This is a genomic window from Leclercia sp. G3L, from assembly GCF_021117075.1.
GTDB classification, from domain to species: Bacteria; Pseudomonadota; Gammaproteobacteria; order Enterobacterales; family Enterobacteriaceae; genus Enterobacter; species Enterobacter adecarboxylatus_C.
Window position 1 is genome coordinate 2,747,337 of record NZ_CP088265.1, and the last position, 21,855, is coordinate 2,769,191.

Genomic DNA, 21,855 nt, shown 5'->3' on the forward strand with positions numbered 1-21,855 from the left:
TATGACAAATTGTGGATTGCCACCGATTCCTAAAAAAATGAAGCGCAGCGGGCGTATTTTGCCCCCTTCTTTTTTATGTGAATAACCTGATGAAACCTTCACGTTTTTACTGTTTCTGCCTGCCTCTTTCTCTTTTTCTGGTTGCCTGCGCCCCTCAACACGATACGGCGGCATCGCTTAATCAACAGCTCCCCGTCGCGAACATAGAGTCCGGACTGGCGACCGGCCAGTGGCCGAAAAATGCATGGTGGGAAGCGTTTCACGATCCGCAGCTGACTGCCCTGATCGTCAAAGCGCAGGCCGACGCGCCGGATATGCAAATTGCCCGTCAGCGCATTGCCCTTGCCGAAGCCCAGGCCAAAATGGCGATGGCCGCCGACGGCCCGGAGGTGGATTTCTCTGCCGATGCCGAGCGGCAAAAAATGTCCGCAGAAGGGCTGATGGGCCCCTTTGCGATTACCGATCCGGCGGCCGGTACCACCGGCCCTTGGTATACCAACGGCACCTTTGGCTTAACCGCTGGCTGGGATCTGGATTTATGGGGCAAAAACCGCGCCCAGGTTGAGGCCCGCATCGGCAAGGTCAACGCCCAACAGGCGGAGCTGCAACAGACCCGCCAGCTGCTCGCCACCAGCGTCGCGCGTCTCTACTGGGAGTGGCAGACTCAGGCTGCGGTCGGGAAGGTATTAACCGCCATCAAGCAGGAGCAGGGGAATATTATTCGTACCGACCGGGAGCTGTACCAGCATGGGATCACTTCGTCCGTGGAAGGGGTCGAAACCGACATCAATGCCAGTAAAACCGAGGAGCGGCTGGCGGAGGTGAGCGGCAATATGAAAGCCATTGCCGCGCGCCTGGAAGCCCTCACCAATACCCCGTCGATAACCCTCACCCCGCAGGCCTTACCCGCCGTCGAGACGAAGTTGCCTGCCTCGCTGGGCTACGAACTGCTGGCCCGACGCCCCGATCTGCAGGAAGCCCACTGGTACATCGAAGCGTCTCTGCATGAGGTCGATGCGGCGAAAGCAGCGTTCTATCCCGATGTGAATCTGATGGCGTTTCTGCAACAGGATGCGCTGCACTTAAGCGATCTGTTCCGCTCCTCGGCGCAGCAGATGGGCGTCACCGCCGGCCTGACCCTGCCGATTTTTGACAGCGGACGCCTGAATGCCAACCTCGATATTGCCCAGGCGCAGAGCAATCTGTCGATAGCGAACTACAACAAAGCGGTGGTGGAGGCGGTGAATCAGGTGACCCGGACCGCAAGTGAAGTCGAAACGCTAATGGCGAAAAACCAGCATCAGCAGAGCGTTGAGGCCGATGCCGCGCGGGTGGTAGCTCTGGCGCAGGCGCGTTACAGAGCGGGGATTATCGCCGGTACCCGCGTCAGCGAGGCCAGAATACCCGCCCTGCAGGAACACCTCGCCGGACTCACGCTGCAGGGGCAGTATATCGATGCCACCCTGCAACTCACCTCGGCGCTGGGTGGCGGCTATCAGCAGGGGTAGAAAACGAGAATTATCTATACTTACCTCTTTGTGGTTTCAGGAGGTGAGTATGGGTTCAACCAATCGTGTGGCTATTGTGACGGCATCGGATTCGGGGATCGGCAAAACCACGGCGCTGATGCTGGCGGAGCGTGGGTTTGATATCGGCGTAACCTGGCATTCGGATGAAGAAGGGGCGATGAAAACCTGTCGTGAGATCGAGGCGCGGGGGCAGCGGGCAGAGGCCATCCAGCTGGATCTCAGCCAGCTGCCGGACGGGGCTAAGGCGATCGAGAGGTTAATTGAGCGCTTCGGACGTATCGACGTGCTGGTCAATAACGCCGGGGCGATGGTCAAAGCGTCGTTTCTGGAGATGGAGTACGACCAGTGGCGATCCATTTTTAGCGTCGATGTGGATGGCGCTTTTCTCTGCTCGCAGATTGCCGCCCGGCAGATGGTTAAGCAGGGCGAGGGGGGACGGATCGTCAACATCACCTCGGTACATGAGCATACCCCGCTGCCGGATGCCAGCGCTTACACTTCGGCCAAGCATGCCCTCGGCGGCCTGACCAAGTCGATGGCGATGGAGCTGGTGCATCACAATATTCTGGTCAACGCCGTCGCACCCGGGGCCATCGCTACGCCAATGAACGACATGGATGACAGCGAAGTGGAGCCGGGATCCATGCCGAATATCCCGCTGGCAAGGCCCGGGCACACCAAAGAGATCGCCAGCCTGGTGGCCTGGCTGTGCGACAGCGACGCCAGCTACGCCACCGGACAATCCTTTATCGTCGATGGCGGTTTTATGCTGGGCAATCCGCAGTTTAAGCCGGCGGAGTAAGTCAGCTGCGATCCCGGCGTTTGAGCCACCAGCGTATCGCGACGACCAGCACCAGCACCAGGATCAGCCAGATCCAGTGGCGCAGGTGCTGGTTGAGCGAATGCAGCCACGGCTCCAGCACTTCACCACCGACGTAGCCTAAGGTGGTGAAGATCAGCGCCCAGGCGATAGCGCCAACAATGTTCAGCGGCAGGAAAATTTTCGGCGGCAGGCGACTGGCGCCGATCAGCAGCGGGCCAATGATACGGAAACCGTACATAAAGCGGGTGCCAATGACAAACAGGTAAGGGTGACGCTGGATCAGCTGTTGGGCGCGGTCGATTTTCTTCTGATGGCGGGAAAAACGGCGCAGGATCGTCGGACCAAACCGCACCCCAACCAGGTAGAGCAGCTGGTCACCGATCATCCCGCCCAGCGCCACGGCGGCCACCACCAGCGGAAAACGTAATAATCCCTGATGCGCCGCCACGCCACCCAGCAGGGTGATGGTTTCGCCTTCCGCTATGCTGCCAATGACCAACGCGGCATAGCCATACTGTGCAATGAGAGTATTGATATCCATAGGTTAAGCGTAGCGCAGGATACACTATTTCAAAAACAGGTAGCCGATAAGCCCCAGAACGGGGACGATCAGTACCGTAAACACAGCCCCTGTCGCCCAGGCAAGAGGGGCAATCTCTTCTTCTTTTTTGATATCGGCCAAACGGGCCAGTGCGCGCTGGCTGTCCGGGGCAATAATCTCTTCAAACTGCTTTTTATAACCCTGTTCGCACAACAGCGACGCCCCCTGCACGTCGGACTTATCAAGTGCAATGATTTTGGTGCCTTTTTGGAAAAAAATGTACTCCGGCATCAGAGACTCCCTCCTGTAAAACCCTGTTTAACATACCAGAACCCCGAACGTTCAGCGGCATTTTTGTACTGTACAAAAAATAATCTCGGGCCTGCATTATACTTGAGTTATCGCTAGCGGGCCGACAACAAGGGGGCGTTATGAACCATGTCTGGGGACTCTTTTCCCATCCCGATCGTGAAATGCATGTGATCAGAGGCGAAAACGAAACGGTCAGTCATCACTATACCCACCACGTGTTGCTGATGGCCGCCGTGCCGGTGATTTGCGCGTTTATTGGTACCACGCAAATTGGCTGGGATTTTGACGACGGCAACATCGTAAAACTCTCGTGGATGACCGGCCTGGCGCTGGCGGTCGTGTTTTATGCCCTGATGCTGGCAGGTGTGGCGGTGATGGGCCGGGTGATTTACTGGATGGCGCGCCGGTATCCGCAGCGGCCTTCGCTGACGCACTGCATGGTGTTCGCCGGTTACGTGGCGACGCCGCTGTTTCTGAGCGGGATTGTGGCGCTTTATCCGATAGTCTGGCTGTGCGCGCTGGTGGGGACGCTGGCACTCTTTTATACCGGCTATCTGCTCTATATCGGTATTCCTACCTTCCTGAGTATCAACAAAGAAGAGGGCCGAAGCTTCTCCGGCTCGACGCTCGCCATCGGCGTGCTGTTGCTGGAAGTGCTGCTGGCGCTGACGGTTATTCTTTGGGGTTATGGATACCGTCTCTTCTGACGTCACTGCATTGCTGGCGTAATTGCCAGCAATGCAGCATCTGTTCACGATTAACTACTGGTAGCAAGGCATCCGGACGGCTATGATGCCTTAGCCAGCCCGCGTTCGCGCCATGACCCGGGCGGTGTACGTTATTACGTGCATGAATAATTATCAGAAATCTCACCATGCTGAAATTCCGCGTTTCTTTACTGAGTCTTGCGCTGTTGCTGGCTGTGCCAGTGGCGACCCCGGCGATCGCCAAACCTGCCGCTGTGGCTACGGCGGCACAGCCGGAGATTGCCTCCGGTAGCGCTATGATCGTCGATCTGAATACCAACAAAGTGATCTATTCCAGCCACCCGAATCTGGTGCGCCCGATCGCTTCGATTACCAAATTAATGACCGCGATGGTGGTGCTGGATGCCCGACTGCCGCTGGATGAAAAACTGCGCGTCGATATCAGCCATACGCCGGAGATGAAAGGGATCTACTCCCGCGTGCGTCTGAACAGTGAAATCAGCCGCAAAAATATGCTGCTGCTGGCGCTGATGTCCTCGGAAAACCGCGCCGCGGCAAGCCTCGCGCACCACTATCCGGGCGGCTATGACGCGTTTATCCGGGCGATGAATGCGAAGGCGAAGGCGCTGGGGATGGTGCAGACGCACTTTGTGGAGCCAACCGGCCTGTCGATTCATAACGTCTCGACGGCGCAGGATCTGACGAGACTGCTGATTGCCACCAAACAGTATCCGCTGCTCGGTCAGCTCAGCACCACCCGCGAAGAGATGGCAACCTTCTCGAACCCGGCGTATACCCTGCCGTTTCGTAATACCAACCATCTGGTCTACCGCGACAACTGGAATATCCAGCTGACCAAAACCGGCTTTACCAATGCCGCGGGCCACTGTCTGGTGATGCGTACGGTCTTTAATGGCAAGCCGGTGGCGCTGGTGGTGATGGATGCCTTTGGCAAATATACCCACTTTGCCGATGCCAGCCGTCTGCGTACCTGGATTGAAACCGGGAAGGTGCAGCCGGTACCGGCCGCGGCCCTGAGCTATAAAAAGCAGAAGGCCGCCCAGATGGCGACCGCGCAAAACGATTGAGTCGTTTGTAATCGCCCGGCGGCGCTTTGCTTGCACGTGCCTACGGGTTGTGTAGGCCGGGTAAGCGCAGCGCCACCCGGCACATACCACATGTTACTCCGGCAGCGTCCAGTCACCGTCGTTGAGGGGGCGCTGCAAAATCAGCGTATCGCGCCAGTCACCTTTCTTGTATCCCACGCTTCTTAGCTGTCCCGCCACTTCGAATCCGTGCTTTTTATGCAGGCGTAAGGAACCGGCATTGTTGGGCCCGTCCCCGACGATAGCGATCATCTGCCGCCACGGCCCCTCTTCACTGCGGGCAATCAGGGCGCTCAGCAGCGCGCTGCCAAAGCCGCGCCCGGGCGTGCTGGCCTCGACGTAAATCGACTCCTCAATGGTGTAACGGTACCCGGGACGGGGGCGATAGTGGGTGGCATAACAGTAGCCCACCACAATCCCCCGATAGAGCGCCACCAGCCACGGCAAACCCTGGCTGGTCACCGCGTTCATACGCTGGCGCATTTCGTCTACGGTAGGGGGAACCTCTTCAAAGGATGCGCGACCGTGAAGGACGTGCCAGGCGTAAATACCAGCAATGGCATGCGCGTCCTCCGCCTCAGCATCGCGAACCTGTACGTCAGTTTCAGAGAAAGTTTCAACAGCCGACATAATATGTCCGCTCCTCATCAAAAAAAGCCAGAGAAAAAGTTTCTCTGGCGACCCGTGGCTACTCTAGTACGATTTGTATGGGCTTAACAGCGGGCCCAATCTGGCTAACTGGTTTGATCAGTAGCTTGCAGGTCATTACTCACTGTTTCAGGTTCCCCTTCCCAGTTTTTATGCTTGGTTGTTTTGCCAATGCCCGGGTTCATGCTGTTTGTCGGGTCGTTGGCGCGATAAAACTGCTTTAATGCGGGCGGGGCTTCGTAAATGTGACCGACATTATGTTCCGCCGGATATTGCGCGCCGCGCGCCTGTAGCAAGGCCAGCATCTGCGCCTTCAGGGCGTGTGCATCGACCCCTTTTTTGACGATGTAATCCTGATGGAAGACGTAACACATAAAGTGGCCGTAATAGAGCTTATGCACCAGCTGGCTGTCGATCTCCGGCGGCAGCTTCTCGAACCAGTCGGTGTCGTTGCGGCGCAGGGCGATGTCCAGGGCCAGAATGTCCTCCACCTCGTCGGCGTGCACCGCCTGATAGCGGATCGCGGCCCCGGCAGCGGCAAAGCGGTGTAAAAAGGCCTTGCTGCCCTCTTCAGGCGTACAGGCGAAGAAATCGCCCTCGGCGCTTTTAAAGAATTCGCTCAGCCAGCTCTGCGCTTCGGCAATACCGTCGCCCGCCATCTTCAACAGCAGGTGATGCTCGTACTTATCCCGCCAGCTTTTCATCCGCGGCGGCAGGTGCGCCGGGAAGGCGTTGCCCAGCTTTTGCATAAAGCGGTCGGTAAAGTGCGGCTTAAACAGCGACACCTTCTCCAGCATCGCATCGGTGCGTCCCTTCATGGTGAAGAAGAAAGGCATCTTGTCGGTGCCGAGCTTGTCGATCATCAGGAAGGTATCTTTGCCGTAGCGTTCGGCAATGTCGTAAATATCCCGGTGCATATACTCACCCGCGACCGGCAGGTGGGTAAACTCCCCGAGAATATGGCGACGGATGGTGGTCAGCACTTCAGGCTGGTTGGTGCCGATGTAGAACACCTGCTGGCGTTTCTCGGCCGGGAAGGTGTCGAGGCGCACGGCGAAAACTGCCAGCTTGCCCGCGCAGCCGGACGATTCAAACAGGCGATCCGGGTCGGCGTTATAGCGCGCCGGGGTGTCGGCGTCGATTTCGCGCACGCGGGTAATGTAGTCATGGTCGTGGGCGTGGCGTCCATCGTGCAGCACATCGCTGTCCTTGACGCGATCGTCATCCAGCTTGCTGAGGATCTGCTCCGGCGTGACGCCCAGATCGATACCCAGATGGTTCACTAAAGTCAGCTTGCCCTGCTCATCAATGCGGGCGAACAGCGACATTTCAGTGTAGGCCGGGCCGCGCTGTACCAGCGAGCCGCCGGAGTTGTTGCAGATCCCGCCGATCACCGAGGCGCCAATACAGGACGAGCCAATCACCGAATGCGGCTCCCGGCCCAGCGGCTTCAGCGCCTTCTCCAGGGAGTAGAGCGTGGTGCCCGGATAGGCCAGCACCTGCTCGCCCTTGTCCAGCAGATGCAGCTTGTCGAGGCGCAGGGTGCTGATAATCACAATGTCGCGGTCGTAATCGTTGCCGTTCGGCGTGGAGCCTTCGGTCAGGCCGGTATTCGCCGCCTGCATCAGAATAATTTTGTCCGCCGCCACGCAGGCGCTGAGCACCCGCCACAGCTCCAGCAGGGTGCCCGGGAACACCACCGCCAGCGCGTCTCCTTGTCCGGAGCGAAAGCCCTTGCGGTAGCGGGCGGTTTTCGCGGCGTCGGTCAGCAGGTGCGCAGGCCCCACCAGTCGCGTCAGGTCATTAATAAAGTCGGTGTTATTGTGCGGTTGTTCAAAAGACATCATCCACCCCTTGTGGTCAGTCGAATACGTCGTCCAAAATCATAGCGCGATTAATGTTTAAGCGAACCAGTATTCACCAGAAAAATCAGAGAATAAACCCTGCAAGGTTCACAGGGTTTATGGCACACTGCGCTTTTCGTACGGTCTGGCCGCGACTATCCGGCGGTTATTGATGAGAGAGTAAACGAGATGAAATGGCTTTGTTCTGTAGGTGTAGCTGTGAGTCTGGCGCTGCAACCCGCGCTGGCTGACGACCTGTTTGGCAATCATCCGCTGACGCCGGAAGCCCGCGACGCCTTTGTCACCGATCTGCTTACGAAGATGTCGGTCGATGAGAAAATCGGCCAGCTGCGTCTGATCAGCGTCGGGCCGGATAATCCGAAAGAAGCCATTCGCGAGATGATTAAAAACGGGCAGGTGGGGGCGATCTTCAACACCGTCACCCGTCAGGACATCCGCAAAATGCAGGATCAGGTGATGGAACTCAGCCACCTGAAAATCCCGTTATTCTTCGCCTATGACGTGGTCCACGGCCAGCGTACCGTCTTCCCGATTAGCCTTGGCCTGGCCTCCTCCTTTAACCTCGAGGCGGTGAAAACCGTCGGCCGCGTTTCAGCCTATGAAGCGGCGGACGACGGTCTGAACATGACCTGGGCGCCAATGGTAGACGTCTCCCGCGATCCGCGCTGGGGCCGCGCCTCGGAAGGCTTCGGGGAAGATACTTACCTGACCTCGACCATGGGTAAAACCATGGTTGAAGCGATGCAGGGCAAAAGCCCGGCCGATCGCTACTCGGTGATGACCAGCGTTAAGCACTTCGCCGCCTATGGCGCAGTGGAGGGCGGGAAGGAGTACAACACCGTCGACATGAGCCCGCAGCGCCTGTTTAACGACTACATGCCGCCGTACAAAGCCGGTCTTGATGCCGGGAGCGGCGCGGTGATGGTGGCCCTGAACTCCCTGAACGGCACGCCTGCGACCTCGGATTCCTGGCTGCTGAAAGACGTGCTGCGCGACCAGTGGGGCTTTAAGGGCATCACCGTTTCCGACCACGGGGCGATTAAAGAGCTGATCAAGCACGGCACGGCCTCTGACCCGGAAGACGCGGTGCGGGTGGCGCTGAAGTCCGGCATCAACATGAGCATGAGCGACGAATACTACAGCAAGTACCTGCCGGGTCTGGTGAAGAGCGGTAAGGTCACTATGGCCGAGCTGGACGACGCCACGCGCCACGTGCTGAACGTGAAGTATGACATGGGGCTGTTTAACGATCCGTACAGCCACCTGGGGCCAAAAGAGTCCGACCCGGCAGACACCAACGCCGAAAGCCGTTTACATCGTAAAGAAGCCCGCGACGTGGCGCGCGAAAGTCTGGTGCTGTTGAAAAACCGTCTGGACACGCTGCCGCTGGCAAAATCCGGTACCGTGGCAGTGGTTGGGCCGCTGGCTGACAGCAAGCGCGACGTGATGGGCAGCTGGTCTGCGGCCGGCGTGGCCGATCAGTCCGTGACCGTGTTGACCGGCATTAAAGACGCGCTGGGCGACAAGGGCAAAGTGATTTACGCCAAAGGCGCTAACGTCACCAGCGACAACGACATCGTCACCTTCCTCAACCAGTATGAAGAGGCGGTGAAGGTCGATCCGCGCCCGGCGCAGGAGATGATCGACGAGGCAGTTAACGCCGCGAAGCAGTCCGACGTGGTAGTGGCCGTAGTGGGTGAAGCCCAGGGCATGGCCCATGAGGCCTCCAGCCGCACCGATATTACCCTGCCGCAGAGCCAGAAGGCGCTGATTGCCGCACTGAAAGCCACCGGGAAACCGCTGGTGCTGGTGCTGATGAACGGTCGCCCGCTGGCGCTGGTTGACGAGAACCAGCAGGCTGACGCGATTCTTGAGACCTGGTTCGCCGGTACCGAAGGCGGTAACGCCATTGCCGACGTGCTGTTTGGCGATTACAACCCGTCGGGCAAACTGCCGATGTCCTTCCCGCGCTCTGTCGGGCAGATCCCGGTGTACTACAGCCACCTCAACACTGGGCGTCCGTACAATGCGGATAAACCGAACAAGTACACCTCGCGCTATTTCGACGAAGCGAATGGCCCGCTCTATCCGTTTGGCTATGGCCTGAGCTACACCACCTTCACCGTTTCCGACGTGAAAATGTCGGCTCCGACGATGAAAGCGGACGGTAACGTCACCGCCAGCGTCGAAGTGACCAACAGCGGCAAACGCGAAGGGGATACGGTGATCCAGATGTACGTTCAGGATGTTACCGCCTCCATGAGCCGCCCGGTGAAACAGCTGCGTGGCTTCGAGAAGGTGCACCTGAAACCCGGCGAAACCAAAACCGTCAGCTTCCCGATTGACGTGGATGCGCTCAAGTTCTGGAATCAGCAGATGAAATACGCTGCCGAGCCAGGCAAGTTCAACGTCTTTATCGGCGTCGACTCTGCCCGGGTGAACAAGGGCGAGTTCGAGCTGCTGTAAATAACGTCCGGCAGTAAGGTAAAAGCACAGCGGTAACCTCCGGGTTACCGCTTTTTTTGTAAGCCCCAAAGGTACATCTCCACCCGGCAATACGCTAATACGCCTCGCACCGCGCTAAAACCCCGCTTATCGACTACGCTTTTCTCTCAAGCCACTGAAAACGGCGGCAAAATAATGAGGAAAGTGGGATGACTATCTTAAAGGGGATTGTTGGCTCAACGGCGCTGCTGGCGGCGTTGAGCCTGCCTTTGCAGGCAGCAGAGCCGGTAAAGGTCGGGTCAAAAATTGATACGGAAGGCGCGCTGCTCGGCAACATCATTTTGCAGGTGCTGGAAAGTCACGGCGTAAAAACCGTTAATAAAGTGCAGCTGGGCACCACCCCGGTGGTCCGCGGGGCTATCACCTCCGGCGAGCTGGATATCTACCCGGAATACACCGGCAACGGGGCCTTCTTCTTTAAAGATGAAAATGACCCGGCGTGGAAAAATGCAAAGAACGGGTATGAGAAAGTCAAAAAGCTCGACGCCGAGCAGAACAAGCTGATATGGCTTACCCCGGCGCCGGCCAATAACACCTGGACCATCGCGGTACGCAAGGACGTGGCGGAGAAAGGTAAACTCACTTCCCTCGACGATCTCAGCCGCTACCTGAAAGAGAAGGGCGATTTCAAACTGGCCGCCTCGGCGGAGTTTATTGAGCGCGCGGACGCGCTTCCGGCCTTTGAAAAAGCCTACGACTTCAAGCTTGACCAAAGCCAGCTGCTGTCGCTGGCCGGCGGCGATACCGCGGTCACCATCAAAGCAGCAGCCCAGCAAACTTCGGGCGTGAATGCCGCGATGGCCTATGGCACCGACGGCCCGGTAGCGGCGCTGGGTCTGCAAACCCTCACCGATCCAAAAGGCGTTCAGCCGATCTATGCGCCGACGCCGGTCGTGCGCGAAGCGGTGCTGAAGGCTTACCCGGAGCTGGACGCGTGGCTGAAGCCGGTATTTGCAAGTCTGGATGAGAAAACCCTGCAACAGCTGAATGCCAGCATTGCGGTGGAGGGGCTGGATGCCAAAAAAGTGGCGGCAGATTACCTGAAGCAAAAGGGGCTGGTGAAGTAGCCCCGGGATAGCGCTGTGCCGATAAGATGCCATAACCGCGTCCTGCTGCTGCTGACGATGATTGCCCTGGCAGCGGGCGCGTTACCTTTCGTCAATTTCGCCCCTAACCGGCTGGTGTCCGGGGAGGGGCGCGCCCTCTGGCAGGTGTGGACGTTTTCTCCTGCGCTGCTGCTGTTACCGCTGTGCCTGCTGATTGGGTTAACCGTTGCCCGCGGACGCTGGGCGCTGGCGGCGACGCTGGTGGCGTGCGAACTGCTGTTCGCCGCGCTGGTCTGGAGCGCCGGGCTGGCGGCATCCCACCTTGCCAGCAGCGAAAGTCCGCTGGCGCGCACTGCGGTGGGCAGCGGCCTGTGGTTGTGGCTGGCGCTCTGCCTGCTGGCCTGCAGCGATGCCATCCGTCGTCTCAGCCCGCAGCCGCTCTGGCGCTGGCTGCTACAGGTGCAAATCTGGATCCTGCCGCTGCTGCTGTTATTCAGCGGCGAGCTCAACAGCCTCTCCCTGTTGAAAGAGTATGCCAACCGCCAGGATGTCTTTAACGCGGCCCTTGCGCAACATCTGACCCTGCTGGTAGGTACCCTGGTTCCGGCGCTGCTGATCGGCGTGCCGCTGGGGATCCTCTGTTATCGTCGCCCGCCGACGCAGGGGGCGGTGTTTGCGGTATTGAACGTCATTCAGACCGTGCCCTCCGTGGCGCTGTTCGGCCTGCTGATTGCCCCGCTCGCCGGGCTGACCCGCGCCTGGCCATGGCTGTCGTCGCTGGGGATTGCCGGGACCGGCATGACTCCGGCGCTGATCGCGCTGGTGCTCTATGCCTTGCTGCCGCTGGCGCGCGGGGTAGTGGCAGGGCTGAGCCAGGTTCCCACCGAGGTGCTGGAGAGCGCCGATGCGATGGGGATGAATGCCCGGCAGCGCTTCTGGCAGATCCAGCTCCCGCTGGCGCTACCGGTGCTGCTGCGTGGCCTGCGGGTGGTGGCGGTACAGACGGTAGGGATGGCTGTCATTGCAGCATTAATCGGTGCCGGGGGCTTTGGCGCGCTGGTGTTCCAGGGGCTGCTGAGCAGCGCGCTGGATCTGGTGCTGCTGGGCGTGATCCCGACCATCGTGCTGGCAGTGGTAGTGGATGCGCTCTTTGCCCTGTGGATCGCCCTGCTGCGAAGGAGAACCGATGATTGAATTTCATGATGTAAACAAAACCTTTGCCGGGGAGCCTGCGGTCAGCGATCTGAACCTGACCTTTGCCGAGGGGGCTTTTTCGGTGCTGATAGGCACCTCGGGGTCGGGCAAATCGACCACCCTGAAGATGATCAACCGGCTAGTGGAGCACGACAGCGGCCTGATCCGCTTTGCCGGACAGGAGATCCGCAGCCTGCCGGTGCTGGAACTGCGTCGGCGGATGGGCTATGCCATTCAGTCCATCGGACTGTTTCCGCACTGGACGGTGGCGCGCAATATCGCCACCGTGCCGCAGCTGCAAAAATGGCCCCGGCAAAAAATCAACGATCGGGTGGATGAGCTGATGGCGCTACTCGGGCTGGAGCCGGCGCTGCGCGAACGCTACCCGCATCAGCTCTCCGGCGGACAGCAGCAGCGGGTGGGGGTGGCTCGCGCCCTGGCCGCTAACCCGGAGGTGCTGCTGATGGATGAACCCTTTGGCGCCCTCGATCCGGTGACCCGCAGCGCGTTGCAGCTGGAGATGACTCGCATCCACCGCATCCTGGGCCGCACCATTATTCTGGTCACCCACGATATCGACGAGGCCCTGCGGCTGGCGGACCAGCTGGTGCTGATGGATCACGGCAGGGTGGTGCAGCAGGGAACACCGCTGACCCTGCTGACCCAGCCCGCGAATGGGTTCGTGCGCGAGTTTTTTGGCCGCAGCGAGCTGGGCGTGCGCCTGCTGTCGCTGCGCACGGTGGGTGAATCGATGCGCCGGGAAATCGCACCGGGTGAGGAAACCCCGTTGCGGGCGTCCATGAGCCTGCGGGATGCGCTCTCGGCCTTTGTCAGCAGCGGCTGTGAAAGCCTGCCGGTGGTGGACGACCAGGGCAGGCCCTGCGGCACGCTCTGGTTTCGCGATCTGCTGGCCCGGGAGGCGTCATGAGGCGATTACGCGATCCGCTCCTGTGGCTGGTATTGTTGTTCGTGGCGCTGCTGCTGGTGATGCCCTACAGCGCGCCGCTGTTCAGCGCGCTGTTTCCCGAACTGCCGCGCCCGGTCTATCAGCAGGAGAGTTTCGTTAGCCTGACTCTGTCCCATTTCTGGCTGGTGGGAATATCGAGCCTGATAGCGATCGTGCTGGGTGCCGGGGCCGGGATTGCCGTCACGCGTCCGGCTGGCCGCGAGTTTCGCCCGCTGGTGGAGACAATCGCCGCGGTCGGGCAGACCTTTCCGCCGGTGGCGGTGCTGGCGATTGCGGTGCCGGTGATGGGGTTTGGACAACAGCCCGCGATTATCGCGCTGATCCTCTACGGAGTGTTGCCGATTTTGCAGGCGACGCTGGCGGGGCTGGCGTCAGTGCCCGCAGCGGCCATCAGCGTGGCGGAGGGGATGGGGATGAGCGGCTGGCAGCGGCTGCGTAACGTTGAGCTGCCGCTCGCCGCGCCGGTCATGCTGGCCGGGATCCGCACCTCGGTAATCATTAATATCGGGACGGCGGCCATTGCCTCGACGGTAGGCGCCAACACGCTGGGGACGCCGATCATCATCGGCTTAAGCGGTTTTAATACGGCCTATATTATCCAGGGTGCGCTGCTGGTGGCGCTGGCGGCGATTGTGGTGGATCGCGCGTTTGAGCGGCTGGCGCGGAGCCTCAGCCGACACCGCCACGGACAATAAACGAATATCCGGCCAGCATCACGCCCCCAATACCGCTAACGGCCATGAGAAAGAACAGGGTGATAACCGCGACTTTGGTTGCCTTCATAATGTGCTCCTGATGTTAACAGAGCGATTATACGGTGAAGCACGGCTGTTAATGAACCATTAATTGCCTTTTAACGGGAACACGGGATAGCCATGCGCCTGCCACTGGGTAAGCTGCTGCTCCTGCGCCGCCGTCGGTGACTCGCCGCACCAGACCAGCAGCGTCTGTCCATCAAACAGCTCCGGGCGCAGCTGCACCAGCGAGTGCGCCAGCACGTCGACGCGCCAGCCATCCTGCGCGGCAATCCACGCCTCCAGCCAAAGGCGGGTAGTATCCTGCACGTTCCAGCCAACAACCAGCGCATCCTTGCTGTTCTTCTTTCGCGCGGTGGCCAGACAGATGCAGATGTAGTTGATCAGCACCCCATCGAGTGCACTCAGCAGCGCCTGCAGGGTAGGCTGCTGCGACTGTAAACGTCGGCGTAACGGAATAAACAGGTGCGAAATTAACGTTTGCGCAGGGTATTCGCTCCCGCGCTCCTTGAGCCAGACGCGCAGGCGATGCAGATGGCCGGACTGCAGGTAACGCAGCAGCACCTCCTGCTGTTCGCGCCAGATGTCCTGCTCCTCCTGACCCTCCGGGCTCAGTAGCGTTTTAACCTTACCGACCTGAACGCCGTTATCGATCCAGCCCTTGATCTCACGGATGCGGTCGATATCCGCATCGGTAAACAGCCGGTGTCCGCCGTCGGTTCGCTGTGGTTTGAGTAATCCGTAACGTCGTTGCCATGCGCGTAACGTTACAGGATTGATATCACACAGGAGTGCCACTTCCCCAATCGTGTAGAGCGCCATGTTATCCCCCGGCTTGCACATACCCAGATTAACTGTAGACGCAGAATGCCGAACCAGGAAGGATCCCTCTTTTTTTGCCCTGTGAATGTGAATTTCAGATTACATTGGGCGAAAGGTGTGATGCCTGGCACGAAAACACATTTTTATCCTTATGCTGCCAGGAAAGTTAACGCGCTTCGGTGTATGTTACGCTGTTTTACAGTTGTGGTTTGTGGGCATGTACGAATTTAATCTGGTGTTGCTGCTGCTTCAGCAGATGTGTGTGTTTCTGGTCATCGCGTGGCTGATGAGTAAAACACGTCTGTTCATCCCCCTGATGCAGGTCACCGTTCGCCTGCCGCACAAGCTGCTCTGCTACATCACCTTCTCCATCTTCTGCATTCTTGGCACCTATCTGGGCCTGCATATTGAAGACTCCATCGCCAACACCCGTGCGATTGGCGCGGTGATGGGCGGCCTGCTCGGCGGCCCGGTGGTCGGCGGGCTGGTGGGGCTGACCGGGGGGCTGCACCGCTACTCGATGGGCGGAATGACGGCCCTGAGCTGTATGATCTCGACCATCGTCGAAGGGCTGCTCGGCGGTCTGATCCACAGCGTGATGGTCAGGCGCGGTCGCCCGGATAAAGTCTTTAGCCCGCTCACCGCGGGGATGGTCACCCTGGTTGCCGAGCTGGTGCAGATGCTGATCATTTTGCTGATCGCCCGTCCGTTCGAGGATGCCCTGCATCTGGTCAGCAGCATTGCCGCGCCGATGATGGTCACCAACACCGTGGGTGCCGCGCTGTTCATGCGCATTCTGCTCGACAAGCGGGCCATGTTTGAAAAGTACACCTCCGCCTTTTCCGCCACCGCGCTGAAGGTCGCAGCCTCGACGGAGGGGATCCTGCGCCAGGGCTTCAATGAAGAGAACAGCATGAAGGTGGCCCAGGTGCTGCATCAGGAGCTGGATATCAGCGCCGTCGCTATTACCGATCGCGAAAAACTGCTGGCCTTTACCGGCACCGGGGACGATCACCATCTTCCCGGCAGGCCCATTTCGTCCACCTATACGCTTCGCGCCATTGAGACTGGCGAGGTCGTCTACGCCGACGGTAACGAAGTGCCGTACCGCTGCTCGCTGCACCCGCAGTGTAAGCTGGGTTCGACGCTGGTGATCCCGCTGCGCGGTGAAAATCAGCGGGTGATGGGCACCATCAAACTGTACGAAGCGAAAAACCGCCTGTTCAGCTCCATCAACCGTACCCTGGGGGAGGGGATCGCCCAGCTGCTCTCCGCGCAGATCCTTGCCGGGCAGTACGAGCGGCAGAAGGCGCTGCTGACCCAGTCGGAGATCAAGCTCCTGCACGCCCAGGTCAACCCGCATTTTCTGTTTAACGCGCTGAACACCCTGAAGGCGGTGATCCGCCGTGACAGCGAGCAGGCGACGCAGCTGGTGCAGTTTCTCTCGACCTTTTTCCGCAAGAACCTGAAACGGCCGTCGGAAATCGTCACCCTTGCCGATGAGATCGAGCATGTGAACGCCTATCTGCAAATTGAACAGGCCCGGTTCCAGTCGCGCCTGCATGTCACGCTCTCGGTACCGGATGAACTGGCGTGGCAGCAGCTTCCGGCCTTTACCCTGCAGCCAATCGTAGAGAATGCGATCAAGCACGGTACCTCGCAGCTGCTGGGCACCGGAGAAATTGCCATTACCGCCAGCCGCTTCAACCGCTATCTGGTGCTGGATATTGAAGACAACGCCGGGCTTTATACCTCGGCAAAAGAGGGCGGCGGCCTGGGGATGGGGCTGGTGGATAAACGGCTGCGCGCCCATTTTGGTGAGGACTGCGGCATTACCGTCGCCTGTGAGCCCGACAGCTTTACCCGCATAACCTTAAGACTGCCTCTGGAGGAACCCGCATGATGAACGTGCTGATTGTCGATGATGAGCCTTTGGCGCGGGAAAACCTGCGGTTTTTGCTGCAGGAGCAGAGCGATATCGAGATTGTGGGCGAGTGCGCCAACGCCATCGAAGCCATCGGGGCGGTGCACAAGCTGCGCCCCGACGTGCTGTTTCTGGATATTCAGATGCCGCGCATCAGCGGCCTGGAGATGGTAGGGATGCTCGACCCGGAACATCGCCCCTACATCGTGTTTCTCACCGCCTTTGACGAATATGCGGTCAAAGCCTTTGAAGAGCATGCGTTTGACTATCTGTTGAAACCCATCGAAGAGCAGCGGCTGGAAAAGACACTGAATCGCCTGCGCCAGGAGCGCAACGTGCAGGACGTGTCCCTGCTGGCGGAACACCAGCAGCCGCTGAAGTTTATCCCCTGTACCGGCCACAGCCGCATTTATCTGCTGCAGATGGACGATGTGGCCTTTGTCAGCAGCCGGATGAGCGGGGTGTTTGTCACCAGCGGTGAAGGCAAAGAGGGCTTTACCGAGCTGACGCTGCGCACCCTGGAGAGCCGCACGCCGCTGCTGCGCTGCCATCGCCAGTATCTGGTGAACATGGCGCACCTGAAAGAGATCCGCCTGGAAGAGAACGGTCAGGCCGAGCTGGTGCTGCGGGCCGGGCAGACGGTGCCGGTCAGTCGTCGCTACCTGAAGAGTTTGAAGGAGGCGATAGGGCTGTAAAACTGCTACACTGCGCGCCATAGCATCATCGACAGTTAAAGGCACACATGATTAGCAATGACATTCTTCGTAGCCTGCGCTACACCCTGAAAGCAAACAATAACGACATGGTGCGCATTCTTGCGCTTTCCGATATGGAATCCACGTCGGCAGGTTTCGATACCTGGATGACCAAAGAGGATGAGGAGGGTTTTGTTCGCTGCCCGGACATTATCCTGTCAGGCTTCCTGAACGGTCTTATCTATGACAAGCGTGGCAAAGATGAGTCCGCGCCTGAACTGGCGCTTGAGCGCCGGGTGAACAACAACACGGTGCTGAAAAAGCTGCGTATCGCCTTTTCCCTGAAGACCGATGATATTCTGGCCATTATGACCGAGCAGAAATACCGCGTCTCGATGCCGGAAATCACCGCCATGATGCGCGCGCCGGATCATAAAAATTACCGCGAGTGCGGGGACCAGTTCCTGCGTAACTTCCTGCGCGGGCTGACCCATCGAGTGCATCACCCGAAAGCGTGATTTGTTTGCCCGGCGGCGCTGCGCTTGCACGGGCCAACGGGTTATGTAGGCCGGGTAAGGCGAAGCCGCCACCCGGCAAAAAGGCATAAAAAAAGCCGGATTTTAATCCGGCTTTTTCGTTATTTCACCTGCTGACCCGGCTTCGCGCCTTCGTCAGGGCTTAACAGGAAGATATCCTTCCCGCCAGGGCCTGCGGCCATCACCATCCCTTCCGAGATGCCGAAGCGCATTTTACGCGGGGCCAGGTTGGCAACCATCACGGTCTGACGACCAATCAGCACCTGCGGGTCCGGATACGCGGAACGGATGCCGGAGAAGACGTTACGCTTCTCGCCGCCCAGATCCAGCGTCAGGCGCAGCAGCTTGTCAGAGCCTTCCACAAACTCAGCGTTTTCGATCAGCGCCACGCGCAGGTCGACTTTAGCGAAATCGTCGAAGCTGATGGTCTCCTGAATCGGATCGTCCGCCAGCGGGCCAGTTACCGGCGCTGCTGCGGCCTTCACTTCTTCTTTAGAGGCGTCAACCAGAGCTTCAACCTGCTTCATCTCGATGCGGTTGTACAGCGCCTTGAAGGCGTTCAGCTTATGGCCGAGCAGCGGTTGGTTAATGCTGTCCCAGCTCAGTTCGGTATTCAGGAACGCTTCGGTACGCGCGGCCAGCTGCGGCAGAACCGGCTTCAGATAAGACATCAGTACGCGGAACAGGTTGATACCCATGGAGCAGATTGCCTGCAGGTCGGCATCGCGGCCTTCCTGTTTCGCCACAACCCACGGGGCCTGCTCGTCAACGTAGCGGTTAGCCAGATCGGCCAGGGCCATGATCTCACGTACCGCTTTGCCGAACTCGCGGCTTTCCCAGGCTTCGCCAATCACGGTAGCCGCGTCGGTGAAGGTTTTGTACAGGGCTGGATCTGCCAGTTCAGCCGCCATCACCCCGTCAAAACGTTTGGCGATAAAGCCCGCGTTACGGGAGGCCAGGTTCACCACTTTGTTAACGATGTCGGCGTTGACACGCTGGACGAAATCTTCCAGGTTCAGGTCGATGTCGTCAATGCGGGAAGAGAGCTTCGCCGCGTAGTAGTAGCGCAGGCTGTCGGCGTCAAAGTGGTTCAGCCAGGTGCTGGCCTTGATGAAGGTGCCGCGTGATTTGGACATCTTCGCGCCGTTCACCGTTACATAGCCGTGCACGAACAGGTTGGTTGGCTTGCGGAAGCCGCTGCCTTCCAGCATCGCAGGCCAGAACAGGCTGTGGAAGTAGACAATGTCTTTGCCGATGAAGTGATACAGCTCGGCGTCGGAATCTTTTTTCCAGTATTCGTCGAAGCTGGTGGTGTCGCCGCGCTTGTCGCACAGGTTCTTGAAGGAGCCCATGTAACCGATAGGCGCATCCAGCCAGACGTAGAAGTATTTACCCGGCGCGTTCGGAATTTCAAAGCCGAAGTACGGCGCATCGCGGGAGATATCCCACTGCTGCAGACCGGACTCAAACCACTCCTGCATCTTGTTCGCCACCTGCTCCTGCAGCGCACCGCTGCGGGTCCACGCCTGCAGCATTTCGCTGAACGACGGCAGGTCGAAGAAGAAGTGCTCGGAGTCACGCATCACAGGGGTTGCGCCGGATACCACGGACTTCGGCTCAATCAGCTCGGTCGGGCTGTAGGTCGCGCCGCACACTTCGCAGTTATCGCCATACTGATCCGGAGATTTACATTTCGGGCAGGTGCCTTTCACAAAACGGTCCGGCAGGAACATGCCTTTTTCCGGATCGTAGAGCTGAGAGATGGTGCGGTTTTTAATAAAACCGTTCTCTTTCAGACGGGTGTAGATCAGCTCCGACAGCTCGCGGTTCTCGTCGCTGTGCGTGGAGTGATAGTTGTCGTAGCTGATGTCGAAGCCAGCAAAGTCCGTCTGATGCTCCTGACTCATATCAGCAATCATCTGCTCCGGGCTGATACCAAGCTGCTGTGCTTTCAGCATGATTGGCGTGCCGTGTGCATCGTCTGCACAGATGAAGTTTACCTGATGGCCGCGCATTCGCTGGTAACGGACCCAGACATCAGCCTGGATATGCTCCAGCATGTGGCCGAGGTGGATTGAGCCGTTAGCGTACGGCAGAGCGCACGTCACCAGAATTTTTTTCGCGACTTGAGTCATAGTAGGTATTACTTCTTTTATCTGTAAAAAGGGTTTTTGATGTTACCCGAAAGGTAATAACTACGCCAAGTGATAAGGGCATTAATCCGTAAATGAATAATTGCTGTCTCTGGGGTAAACTTTGTAGTTACATGTCTTTTTCAGAACAACTACAAAGGAGTCGGGATGAGTTCTCAATCCCAGGCCAAATCACCGGAAGCCTTGCGTGCAATGGTCGCCGGGACGCTGGCTAATTTTCAGCACCCCACCCTGAAGCACAATCTCACCACGCTGAAAGCGTTACATCATGTGGCGTGGCTGGATGACACTCTGCATGTCGAACTGCAGATGCCGTTCGTCTGGAACCACGCGTTCGAGACGCTGAAAGAGGAAACCAGCGCTGAGTTGCTGCGCATCACCGGGGCGAAGGCGATTGACTGGAAATTGTCCCACGCCATCGCCACCCTGAAGCGGGTGAAGAACCACCCGGGCATTAACGGCGTGAAGAATATTATTGCCATCAGCTCCGGCAAGGGTGGGGTGGGTAAATCCTCCACCGCCGTGAACCTGGCGCTGGCACTGGCCGCCGAAGGGGCGAAGGTCGGTATTCTGGATGCCGATATCTACGGTCCGTCGATCCCGAACATGCTGGGCGCGGAAAATCAGCGTCCGACCTCGCCGGATGGCACCCATATGGCGCCGATCATGGCCTATGGTCTGGCGACCAACTCGATTGGTTATCTGGTGACAGATGACAACGCCATGGTGTGGCGCGGGCCGATGGCCAGCAAAGCGCTGATGCAGATGTTGCAGGAGACCATGTGGCCGGATCTCGATTATCTGGTGCTGGATATGCCGCCGGGTACCGGTGACATTCAGCTGACGCTGGCGCAGAACATCCCGGTGACCGGGGCGGTAGTGGTCACCACGCCGCAGGACATCGCGCTGATCGATGCCAAAAAAGGCATCGTGATGTTCGAGAAGGTTGAAGTGCCGGTGCTGGGCGTGGTCGAAAACATGAGCATGCACATCTGCAGCAACTGTGGTCATCACGAGGCGATCTTTGGCGCAGGCGGGGCGGAGAAGCTGGCGGCGCAATATCACACCCAGCTGCTGGGCCAGATGCCTCTGCACATTACGCTGCGTGAAGATCTCGACAGCGGGAAGCCGACCGTAGTTAACCGTCCTGAAAGTGAGTTTGCTGAGATGTACCGCCAGCTGGCGGATCGCGTCGCGGCACAGCTTTACTGGCAGGGGGAAGTGATCCCGGCCGACATCGCGTTCCGCGCGGTGTAACACGTGCCCGGCGGCGCTTCGCTTGCGCGGGCCTGAAGGTAGGGTAGGCCGGGTAAGCGCAACGCTACCCGGCACAACAAGCGATTAACGGTGGTAGAAGATATCGCCGTTATACGCTTTGTAGATCTTGCCGTCGGTGTCGCCGACCAGCACGTAGTTCTCACCCATATAGGTCCAGTGCGTGCCAGCCTGCGGTTCAGGCAGGTTGCGCAGTTTAAATTGCTTGATGGTGTACTCAGGTGTCAGATACTGCGCCGGCGCGAAATCACCAATCTTGAATTTCGTAAAATCGGCTACAAACTCCTGTTCCTCATAGGCCTGGATGCCAGAGGGTGCCGCTGCGGCTTGTGGTGCAGCAAAGGCCGCGCTCGCCAGTGACATCAGTACGCCCAGAAGTAGAATTTTACCTTTCGTCATTTTTTCTCCAGATTAACCATGGCCATCACTCTTGGTCTGCTGTTTCGTGACCG

General features: G+C 58.8%; 21 protein-coding genes. 13 read left to right on the forward strand and 8 right to left on the reverse strand.

What is annotated here, in order from left to right; all coding sequences use genetic code 11:
- The first annotated feature begins 89 nt into the window (after positions 1–89).
- On the forward strand, positions 90–1,508 hold the full coding sequence (gene mdtQ, locus LRS40_RS14465; RefSeq protein ID WP_231311882.1) for a multidrug resistance outer membrane protein MdtQ: 1,419 nt from the start codon (positions 90–92) through the stop codon (positions 1,506–1,508).
- Between the two features lie 49 nt (positions 1,509–1,557).
- Entirely contained in the window at positions 1,558–2,331 is a 774-nt protein-coding gene (locus tag LRS40_RS14470) for an SDR family oxidoreductase (protein ID WP_142486467.1), read from the forward strand.
- A gap of 1 nt (position 2,332) precedes the next feature.
- On the opposite strand, the gene LRS40_RS14475 is transcribed toward LRS40_RS14470, so the two are convergent.
- Both LRS40_RS14475 and LRS40_RS14480 read right to left on the reverse strand, forming a co-directional pair.
- Positions 2,333–2,893 (reverse strand): DedA family protein, encoded by a 561-nt coding sequence (locus tag LRS40_RS14475; protein ID WP_156264237.1) that lies wholly within the window; start codon positions 2,891–2,893, stop codon positions 2,333–2,335.
- Between the two features lie 24 nt (positions 2,894–2,917).
- On the reverse strand, positions 2,918–3,184 hold the full coding sequence (locus LRS40_RS14480) for a hypothetical protein (RefSeq protein ID WP_156264236.1): 267 nt from the start codon (positions 3,182–3,184) through the stop codon (positions 2,918–2,920).
- 140 nt (positions 3,185–3,324) lie between these two features.
- On the opposite strand from LRS40_RS14480, the gene LRS40_RS14485 reads away from it, so the two are divergent.
- A complete protein-coding gene (locus LRS40_RS14485; protein ID WP_142486465.1) occupies positions 3,325–3,912 on the forward strand; it encodes a Yip1 family protein in 588 nt (195 codons plus the stop codon).
- 167 nt (positions 3,913–4,079) lie between these two features.
- On the forward strand, positions 4,080–5,000 hold the full coding sequence (gene pbpG, locus LRS40_RS14490; protein ID WP_142486463.1) for a D-alanyl-D-alanine endopeptidase: 921 nt from the start codon (positions 4,080–4,082) through the stop codon (positions 4,998–5,000).
- Between the two features lie 93 nt (positions 5,001–5,093).
- Here pbpG and LRS40_RS14495 read toward each other — a convergent pair whose 3' ends face one another.
- Entirely contained in the window at positions 5,094–5,648 is a 555-nt protein-coding gene (locus LRS40_RS14495; protein ID WP_142486462.1) for a GNAT family N-acetyltransferase, read from the reverse strand.
- A gap of 104 nt (positions 5,649–5,752) precedes the next feature.
- Positions 5,753–7,510 (reverse strand): D-lactate dehydrogenase, encoded by a 1,758-nt coding sequence (gene dld / locus LRS40_RS14500; protein ID WP_231311883.1) that lies wholly within the window; start codon positions 7,508–7,510, stop codon positions 5,753–5,755.
- Between the two features lie 189 nt (positions 7,511–7,699).
- Here dld and bglX point away from each other — a divergent pair, with 189 nt between their 5' ends.
- From bglX to LRS40_RS14525, 5 genes are all read left to right on the forward strand, one after another.
- Complete coding sequence (gene bglX / locus LRS40_RS14505; RefSeq protein WP_231311884.1) at positions 7,700–9,997, forward strand: beta-glucosidase BglX; 2,298 nt, start codon at positions 7,700–7,702, stop codon at positions 9,995–9,997.
- A gap of 188 nt (positions 9,998–10,185) precedes the next feature.
- Entirely contained in the window at positions 10,186–11,103 is a 918-nt protein-coding gene (locus LRS40_RS14510; RefSeq protein ID WP_231311885.1) for an ABC transporter substrate-binding protein, read from the forward strand.
- Positions 11,104–11,118: 15 nt separating this feature from the next.
- The gene (locus LRS40_RS14515; RefSeq protein ID WP_285130261.1) at positions 11,119–12,276 is read left to right on the forward strand and encodes an ABC transporter permease; all 1,158 of its coding nucleotides are present in this window, start codon (positions 11,119–11,121) and stop codon (positions 12,274–12,276) included.
- Positions 12,269–13,204, forward strand: coding sequence for an ABC transporter ATP-binding protein (locus tag LRS40_RS14520; protein WP_231311886.1), 936 nt, complete (start codon positions 12,269–12,271; stop codon positions 13,202–13,204). The genes LRS40_RS14515 and LRS40_RS14520 overlap by 8 nt, the downstream gene beginning before the upstream one ends.
- Complete coding sequence (locus LRS40_RS14525; protein ID WP_156264233.1) at positions 13,201–13,938, forward strand: ABC transporter permease; 738 nt, start codon at positions 13,201–13,203, stop codon at positions 13,936–13,938. The genes LRS40_RS14520 and LRS40_RS14525 overlap by 4 nt, the downstream gene beginning before the upstream one ends.
- Here the strand turns inward: LRS40_RS14525 and LRS40_RS14530 are convergent.
- Positions 13,913–14,026 (reverse strand): protein YohO, encoded by a 114-nt coding sequence (locus LRS40_RS14530; protein ID WP_072036698.1) that lies wholly within the window; start codon positions 14,024–14,026, stop codon positions 13,913–13,915. The genes LRS40_RS14525 and LRS40_RS14530 overlap by 26 nt on opposite strands.
- A gap of 59 nt (positions 14,027–14,085) precedes the next feature.
- A complete protein-coding gene (gene mlrA, locus LRS40_RS14535; protein ID WP_156264232.1) occupies positions 14,086–14,820 on the reverse strand; it encodes an HTH-type transcriptional regulator MlrA in 735 nt (244 codons plus the stop codon).
- Between the two features lie 217 nt (positions 14,821–15,037).
- Between mlrA and LRS40_RS14540 the strand changes: the two genes are divergently transcribed.
- From LRS40_RS14540 to LRS40_RS14550, 3 genes are read left to right on the forward strand one after another with little or no spacing between them, the layout of a single operon-like run.
- Positions 15,038–16,723 (forward strand): sensor histidine kinase, encoded by a 1,686-nt coding sequence (locus LRS40_RS14540; RefSeq protein ID WP_231311887.1) that lies wholly within the window; start codon positions 15,038–15,040, stop codon positions 16,721–16,723.
- Positions 16,720–17,439 carry a two-component system response regulator BtsR gene (gene btsR / locus LRS40_RS14545; protein ID WP_106995315.1) on the forward strand — a complete coding sequence of 240 codons (720 nt, stop codon included), beginning with the start codon at positions 16,720–16,722 and terminating at the stop codon, positions 17,437–17,439. Before LRS40_RS14540 ends, btsR begins: the two co-directional genes overlap by 4 nt.
- A gap of 47 nt (positions 17,440–17,486) precedes the next feature.
- Positions 17,487–17,957: a DUF1456 family protein gene (locus LRS40_RS14550; protein WP_231311888.1), complete on the forward strand. Its 471-nt coding sequence runs from the start codon at positions 17,487–17,489 to the stop codon at positions 17,955–17,957.
- Positions 17,958–18,076: 119 nt separating this feature from the next.
- Here the strand turns inward: LRS40_RS14550 and metG are convergent, their stop codons facing one another.
- Complete coding sequence (metG, locus tag LRS40_RS14555) at positions 18,077–20,110, reverse strand: methionine--tRNA ligase (protein ID WP_142486444.1); 2,034 nt, start codon at positions 20,108–20,110, stop codon at positions 18,077–18,079.
- A gap of 165 nt (positions 20,111–20,275) precedes the next feature.
- Between metG and apbC the strand changes: the two genes are divergently transcribed.
- Positions 20,276–21,385 (forward strand): iron-sulfur cluster carrier protein ApbC, encoded by a 1,110-nt coding sequence (gene apbC, locus LRS40_RS14560; RefSeq protein WP_156264231.1) that lies wholly within the window; start codon positions 20,276–20,278, stop codon positions 21,383–21,385.
- An 84-nt stretch (positions 21,386–21,469) separates the two neighbouring features.
- On the opposite strand, the gene LRS40_RS14565 is transcribed toward apbC, so the two are convergent.
- A complete protein-coding gene (locus LRS40_RS14565) occupies positions 21,470–21,802 on the reverse strand; it encodes an RcnB family protein (RefSeq protein WP_142486441.1) in 333 nt (110 codons plus the stop codon).
- Between the last annotated feature and the right edge of the window lie 53 nt (positions 21,803–21,855).